This is a genomic window from Salipiger sp., assembly GCF_059781815.1.
On sequence record NZ_JBYNAH010000240.1, the window covers coordinates 1 to 7,568 of the forward strand.

A 7,568-nucleotide genomic window follows, 5' to 3' on the forward strand; every position below is an offset into this window, starting at 1 on the left:
GCCTCGAGCAGCAGCTCTGCCAACATGTCCGCACCGAGTTCGACGAGGTTCTTCTTGTTGAGGGCTTTTCTGGCCATCGGGCACTCCTTCTTCACTCGTTAGTGCCGGATGCCCCCGCGATGCTCAAGCTTTTCGCCGGCTCGTCTCGCGAGGCCTTCGAGCCTCTCGGCAACGGGCTCTTCGACAAGGTCCGTCAGGCATAATTTTAATAAAGTCGGTAATCGGTATAAGTTTTCATACTGATAAAAGTGATGACTCGGCAAAAAAAAGCTGGTGGATATTGGTGATCACAGACGTTGAAGGAGTGGACGACCATGACAGACAGAGGCGGTTCCGAGGAGACCCACAAGCGGCTTCTGGAGTTTCAAGAGACGTTCGGGGGCACCGAGTTCTTCGAGGATGGTTTCATCCGAACCGTCGAGAAGCTATTCTCACTGGTCGCCGTCATGTTGGGTGATGAAGCGGCGGAGATGTCTTTCGACAAGCTGCTTCAACAATCGTTGGGCGGATCAGGTGATGGCTGGCGCGACATCTTGGAGCGCGAATATAACGGTATCTATTCAGAGACGGCGCTTGGACAGCTGGTCCATGACTTGTCGGCCTATGCCGACTACGGCATTGTCGTCGCGCCCTGTCGCACGAGTGAGCAGCGCGAGGAGTTCCTGCGGTCGAAAATCCAAGACGCGGAAAGGTTTCTGTCTTTGCTGCCTGCGAATTTGTGGGGGCTAGAAAAGGAAACTTTGGTGAGGATTCTTCGTAAGGCCATCGCCCGATGGAAGGTCGACGAGGGGCTGCATATCGACGCTTTTGAACTTTCTTTGCTGTCAGGCAAGGCGCCGCAGACTGTAAAGAACAGCCTCGGCCGAAAAGGAAAGCCGATCATTGGCAATCAGCGGCGCATCGAAGCGCAAGATGCGCTCGACTGGCTCCGCTCCATCTCTAAACCGAAATTCTTGGTCTCGCTCTGGCGCTATCAGGACGACGAAGTGATCCTAGATGAGAACATCGACGGCAATCCTCGAGAGGTCGCCTTTGTCCCCGTGGCTTCTGACGGTTCGGTCTTTCACCCCGGAGCAGCGCGCGACGGTTCCTACATCGTAGGGGGCGAGGGGCAGGAACAGCCGGTCGAGGACTTCCAGAAGGCCTTAAGCCTGCTGCAGGGCATGTATCCACCGCAGTGGCGCCGACAGACGCCGAAGGGCTCATGGACACGTGTTCGCGGTGTGGACTGGCAGCGATATACCGTTGAAGAGCTGGAATTCCTCGCCGCCAAAAGCGCAGAATAAACGCTCCAACCAACTCTCACGACATTGCGGACATTTCCGACGCGCTCAGCACGCCTGCTGCGCGGAGTCGAAGTGTTGTCCGTCGGATTCTTGCTCGGGTCGGAGGGGGGGGGCTCCCCGCCGTCCGCCTCGCAAACCAGACGAGGAAACATTCCATGACTCAAATGATGCCGATCAGCCAAAGCGTAAGCCTGCGAAAAAGCCTGGCACGAGGATTTGCGCGACAGGTCTTCGATGCCGCGCGCCATGGCGACCCAGGTGATGCGGCTCTGTGGTCGGCGCTTGGTGAAATCCCTCGAAAGGGAAAGGGGCTCGCACGGTGGGCGGCGAAAGTCCGTCGTCTGCCGGGTGTCCTTTCGTTGACCCGGCGAAATGATGGCAAAATTGCAATCGAGATCCGCAAGGTCGCGACCGGCTACCGGATGACCAATCGCGGTGACGTTTTTGCCGAAGAGATACTGATATACACACGCTACCTCGTGTCATCGATTTCACGCCGGGGTTGCCTCTATCAGGCGCCGCGGGTGTCGTTCTCATCCCATTCGCTTCAGCGCTACGTGGAGCGCAGCAATGCCTCGCTCGGCGCGGGCTTCGAAGACGGTGTTTACGCCGAAGCCCGGCGTCTGCTTTCTCGCATGGAGGACGAGTTGTTCTTCGAGGATGGCGGGGATCACTATTTTCCGACGCGGGACGATGGCCTCTGGGCTGGCGCGCTTGAAGAAACAAATCGCGAAACATGGTGGCGGCCAGTTGACGACGAGTGGCCTTGCCTGTGGCTCGCCATCCGGACGTTTTTGTCTCCGGACCAGTTGCGCCCGACGGTTCGGGATCGCTGGGTCGAAGCGCGTGAAGACGACTCTCACCAAGGCGAGGCTGCAGGGCAACGAAGAGCAACCGCACCGTAGGCTGGCCGCCAAGCAGCATACAAGAATTCGAGCCGAAGTGAAATCGGCCGCTGAGCAGCTCCCAAGACAACCGAAGACTCAATCCCAACGGCACGACGTCGTGTGCACTGGCCATGCATGCACGCGACGGGAGTGCTGCCATATGCAGCGATGAAAGGAACATCACTATGCTTACTTCCAACTTCAAGCCGGTCATCTTGCGGCCCGTGGGCAATATGCCGGGCTTTGGCGCGCGATCCCTATCGTTCACGAGCCATGCCGAGCGGAGTCAGGATGAGCCTCACTACTTGGCTTCGCCAGAAATCCGGAGCAGCTATCGCTTGGGTGATGCGCCACATCAGCGGCGCTTCTTCGACCGGGTGTCACTCGTCCCGACGCTCGATCTCAGTGACTTCTTCTTCAGCGCGAAGGTAGATTTCGTTCAGATCAAGGCAACGAGTTATGGCTATGTCAACCGCGCCGATCTGTCGAAGGAAATATACCGCCGCGCGTATCAGCGCGTCTCGGTATCAGGTGATGGAAAAGGGCGGCTGAGCCTGAAGTTGCAGGATCCGTGGCGCTGGGATGTAGCCTCGGTCATCTCTGCCGTGCAGTCCATGCCTGGGCTGCACACAAAGGGGGAAATCGACAAGATCGAGGTGGCTATCGATGTTTCCCCGCGGTATTTCAACGCTGAATCTCTCAGATGGGCGATGACAGACCTGCTGTGGCGCCATTTCCTCCCTCCATCGTCAGTTTGGGATTTCCCCGGCGGCCAACCCCGCAGCGTCTACGGCGACGGACCTGTCGAATATCGCTTTCTCTGGAAGGCGCCGAGCGCCCGGAGCGCTCGCCCGAACGGCTGGACGATGGCGCACGTGGACATGATCCGAGCCGCGCGCAATGTTGAGTATGACGAAACGCTCGAGTTCCAGACACGGCTGAATCCATGGAACTACCAGCAACCCGCCGTGAATGGGACGACCTACTTCGGCAAGAAGAATGGCGAGGTCATGTTCAGGATCATGCACAAGCTCAAGGATCGGCAAGATCGGGCGAGCGGAACCGCCGAGATCCTTGATGACCAGGAGCGGAGATCACGGATCGAAGTGACACTTCGCGGCGACGCGCTCCGCCGTCACGGTCTGACAAGCTGCGACCATATTGGAGGTGGACTGCGCATGCTGCGAAAGGAGCTGTTCAAGTTCTGGTTGCCGACGATGTCAGCCACGCAGGGGCAGATCATATCTCCATTCGAGCTGGAGCGGTTTCAGCGAGGAGGGGTCTATGCCGTGCGGCAGGCCGCTCTGGCTGCAAGAGAGAAGGAAAACTACTTGAACCGCCGCGTTCGCGGTCGGCGCTACAGCACAAAGGGATGGCGGCGGATTGCGAACGATGACCATGAAGGGCTCCACGCGTTCTCGGCGTTGAACAAGCGATGCGCTGATGCTCTTCGCCGTGCGGAGAGATCGTGGGCCCGCTTGGACTAAGCGCTAGGTCAAGGTGGGACGTAGGCTTGGAGGGCAGGGGGGCTCGCGTAAGTATCAGTTACTAGTGACTGACACTTTCCGGACTTGATGATCATGCCGCGAAGTCGCCTAGGAGCGGGGTTTCAGCCCACAAAATAAGATGCTCGGCACAGACGCAGGCGCTGGAGCGCCTGCCTTATACGGGGGCCGCACTTGACGGCGGCGCGCGCTCAAAACCTGCAATGTCGCGGCCCCCGGGTCTGAAGATGTGCGCTATGTCCGACGGACCAAGCGCGATTCCGCGCTGCCCGCATACGCGGGGACGAACTGGTTGGCCCAAATCCAAGCTTGTGCCGACCTTGGTCCTGACAAGATGGTGGAAGCGGAACAATTTCAATCTCGGCCGCTTCTCCGAAATTGGCTGCTGAGGTGCGTCTCGCGGGCTGGGTGGTTGGGGTGGCACGCGACGTGACACGCCCACCTGGCGGCGCTTCTGAGGGCTCTCAGAGCTTGCTGAGTGTCGACGCGAGCCCGCGGCACAACCAATTCAGATTCTAGGCCCGTGACGTGACTGCAACTTCCAGTCTTCAGACTTTTCCCGCAACCCATTCGACCGTGACGCACGGGGCACCGAGCTTCGCAGGCACTTGAAAGAACGATTAATTTTGGCGCCCTCATTGAAGTGGGAGTTAATTGATGAAACCAATTGCTTAGCGCCGATTCGGATGTGGGATGCTGCGATTACACTTCGGGGTCGTGTTTTGGTTCACCGAAGACTTCGAGCTTGGTTGAAGGTCTGATACATGTCACTGATCTTGAAGATGGTCCAAGCCTTCCCGCGCGGTCGAAGCACAGAGGAATTGCTGGTTCTAGTGGGCGCCAGCTTTTCGCACGACAAGCGGCTCGCAGCGATTGGGGAGCTGGATTCTCTATTTCGCGATGGTCTTGTCGAGAAAGGGAATGACGGCCGCTGGCGCGCGAAAGCTAAAGGGCTGAAGCGCGATGAGGAACGCGGATCGGACTTGAGGGCAAAAAGCCCCGAGAGTTCTGGTGACATTATTCATGCTGCCAGTGCGGCCTTCCACTCGGAACCAGTCGCAACGGAAACGTTCGAAACGGATGGCGAAGGTCCAATCGGAATCGAGCCGCAGGCACTGGTGAGATACTGGCGTTCTGCGTTGCGGGCCGATCCACGTGGCGCAACGACCCAGGTTCTCGATAAACATGGTATCGAATGGTCGCTGATCTCCGGCCGTGGGCCAATCGCCCCTGACGATGGGCGGGCTTCAGTGATCTCCATTGACCTCGACGCTATCAATCCGGCGTTTCGAGAGGCCTTAGTCCGCAGGGAAGGTCACGAGAACGCTCTAGCTGTGGGTTGGCCGATAGCTGTCGGGCGTCGCGGTGGCGTTCCGTTTTTCCAGCCGGTCGGCATGTTTGCCGCAGCATGGAGCCGTGAGGGCGAACGCCTTGTCCTGACGGTTGATGCCGACGATGTTTTGGTAAACCCCGATTGGGTGAAGAGCGGTGCCAGAGCGAGCGGTTGGAACCGCAATGATCTTGCCGAGCTGTTCTTTGCTGATGATGGACTTGGCCTTCGCGCTGCGGACTTCGTGGAGAAGGTGAGAGTCGCAGTCGCGAGTCAGCTACGCGGGCGTATCGTTGGGGAAGACCTCTCCACGCAGCTTGATGCTTCCGCTCAGGGAATATACGACGCCGCAGCGATCTTCCTGCCGACCGACTCCTCTTTCACGGCGGGCGCGGCTCGCGATCTTGACGTGATTGCGACATGGCCGAGGGAGCGCCTTGCACGCACCGCTCTTGGCGCAGCAATCGGGCTGGAAGATCAGACCTCCCCGCAGCGAGCTACCCCAATTGATGCCGTTCCTCTGAACAAGGAGCAGTTGCGGGCCGTGAGATCCGCATGCAAAGCACCCTTGACGGTTGTCACCGGCCCTCCCGGAACCGGCAAGAGCCAAGCAATCGTCTCGATGGCAGCGTCAGTTCTCTCAGGTGGCGGTTGCGTTCTCGTGGCCTCCAAGAACCACCAGGCACTCGATGCAGTAGAGGACCGACTGGGGGCGCTTGCGCCAGGTGTCCCGTTTTCGATCCGAACACTAAATCCGATCGACGAGACGGACACAGACTTCAATGACGCACTCAAACAACTCATCAACAACGAAAGTGTATCGCGTGCGACCATCGTCGACGAATTCGCATTTGCCGAACTGAACGACGAGGCATCCAGAAGGAACGACGCGGTTGATGTAATCGACCAGATTGCAGAGCTGGAATGTGAAATTTCCGATGTTCTGGATCGGATTGAAGTCCGCGAGACGCATGGGCGCCCCGAGCGGTCGGACGCCCCGGTCGCCCGCCCCCAGAATGGTATTCTAGTTCGTCTTCTCGTCTGGCTTCGCTCAGCATTCTCCAAGCAACACACACAAGAAGTTTCGCCTGCCGTCGACGGTGCTAACCGGCTCGGAGCCAGTCTTGGAGAGCTTCGTCAGGTATTGGCCGAGCTCAGGGGCGCGAGGGACGCCCTCGGGACACCTGAAGACCCGATCGAAATGGGGGCGAGAATCCGGGAAGCCGCAATCAGACTCTTACCTACGATCCTCGCCTCACGCACACATCTGCCAGAGAGCCGGAGACGTGAAATCTCTGAAATCTACGACGACTGGACATTCGACGGGGGCAAGGGACACCCTCCTTCAGACCTTTCACAAGCGCTGATGTCTTACCGCCCTCTGTGGCTCGCGTCGATTTTGGGCACGCCTCGGCGCATCCCGCTTGATGACGGATTGTTCGATCTCGTCATCTTCGACGAGGCCAGCCAGTGCGACATCGCGACCGCTATCCCGCTATTCGCACGTGCAAAAAGGGCGGTCGTGGTCGGGGACGATCGCCAACTATCATTCATACCACAACTGGGTCAGGCTCAGGATCGCAACCTTATGCAAGCCCAAGGCCTGCCCGTTGCCAATATGGGCCGCTTGGCCCAGAGCCGTCGGTCTCTCTTTGACTTTGCTTCGCGGGTGCCAAGCGCCGAAAGGATTACACTGCGACACCAGTATCGCTCGGCTGGTCCGATCGTCGATTACATCAGTGAGAACTTCTACGGCAACCAGCTGCAAACCTCGTATGATCCGAAGCACTTGAACGTGCCAGAGGGGGTCCGCGCTGGCCTGGCGTGGGAACATGTTCCTTCGCCGGGAATTCCTCAGACTGGCAACGTCAATCCTGCTGAGGTCGGAGCGATCGTTCGGCATCTGAGAAAGCTGATCGTCGATGATGGTTACTCTGGAAGTATTGGCGTCATCACGCCGTTCCGAGCGCAGGTTGTAGCACTTGAGAACGCGATCTTTGCTGCGCTCGATGAACCCAAGCGCATCGCTTGTGAGCTGAAGGTTGGCACGGTTGACGGCTTTCAAGGTCAAGAGCGCGATCTCATCATGTTTTCGCCCTGCGTCGGCCCACGCAGCCCTCAGTCCGGCCTGACCTTCTTTCAGCGGGATACCCGTCGTCTTAACGTAGCAATTTCGCGGGCTCGGGCGGTGGCGATGGTGTTCGGCGATCTCGACTTTGCGCGCTCGGGCCAATCGAAAGCGCTGGTAAAGCTCGCTGCGAGGGCGACTGAACCGCGTGCGAAGAGAGGCGAAGGTGTCTTTGACAGCGATTGGGAGCGCAAAGTCTACCACGCGCTGAAAGAAAGAGGGCTAGATCCGCAGCCACAGCATGAAATCGCCGGTCGGAGGCTCGACTTTGCCCTCTTCGGCAGAAGCGGCGTGAAGCTCGATCTCGAGGTCGATGGGCGAAAATGGCATGAAAGCCCCGATGGTCGCCGAAAGACGTCAGACCTTTGGCGCGATCACCAACTGAAATCCCTTGGCTGGCGCGTCCGTCGGTTCTGGGTAGACGAACTAGCA

General features: G+C 58.6%; 5 protein-coding genes. All 5 read left to right on the forward strand.

All coding sequences use genetic code 11. From position 1 onward, the window contains the following. Window positions 1-203, forward strand: a 203-nt coding sequence (locus tag AC6RA4_RS21225) for a hypothetical protein (RefSeq protein WP_500163717.1), incomplete at its 5' end; no start/stop codon positions are given. A 111-nt stretch (window positions 204-314) separates the two neighbouring features. Beyond that, window positions 315-1,286 carry a hypothetical protein gene (locus AC6RA4_RS21230; protein WP_500163719.1) on the forward strand — a complete coding sequence of 324 codons (972 nt, stop codon included), beginning with the start codon at window positions 315-317 and terminating at the stop codon, window positions 1,284-1,286. Between the two features lie 155 nt (window positions 1,287-1,441). Beyond that, window positions 1,442-2,191 (forward strand): hypothetical protein, encoded by a 750-nt coding sequence (locus tag AC6RA4_RS21235; RefSeq protein ID WP_500163720.1) that lies wholly within the window; start codon window positions 1,442-1,444, stop codon window positions 2,189-2,191. 167 nt (window positions 2,192-2,358) lie between these two features. Further along, entirely contained in the window at window positions 2,359-3,660 is a 1,302-nt protein-coding gene (locus tag AC6RA4_RS21240; RefSeq protein WP_500163722.1) for a hypothetical protein, read from the forward strand. Window positions 3,661-4,442: 782 nt separating this feature from the next. After that, window positions 4,443-7,568, forward strand: a 3,126-nt coding sequence (locus AC6RA4_RS21245) for an AAA domain-containing protein (RefSeq protein WP_500163723.1), incomplete at its 3' end; no start/stop codon positions are given.

Excerpts from the sequence above, each read along its gene's own strand:
- AC6RA4_RS21230 (WP_500163719.1), top strand. The coding sequence starts at position 315 with ATGACAGACAGAGGCGGTTCCGAGGAGACCCACAAGCGGCTTCTGGAG.
- AC6RA4_RS21240 (WP_500163722.1), top strand. The coding sequence starts at position 2,359 with ATGCTTACTTCCAACTTCAAGCCGGTCATCTTGCGGCCCGTGGGCAAT.
- AC6RA4_RS21235 (WP_500163720.1), top strand. The coding sequence starts at position 1,442 with ATGACTCAAATGATGCCGATCAGCCAAAGCGTAAGCCTGCGAAAAAGC.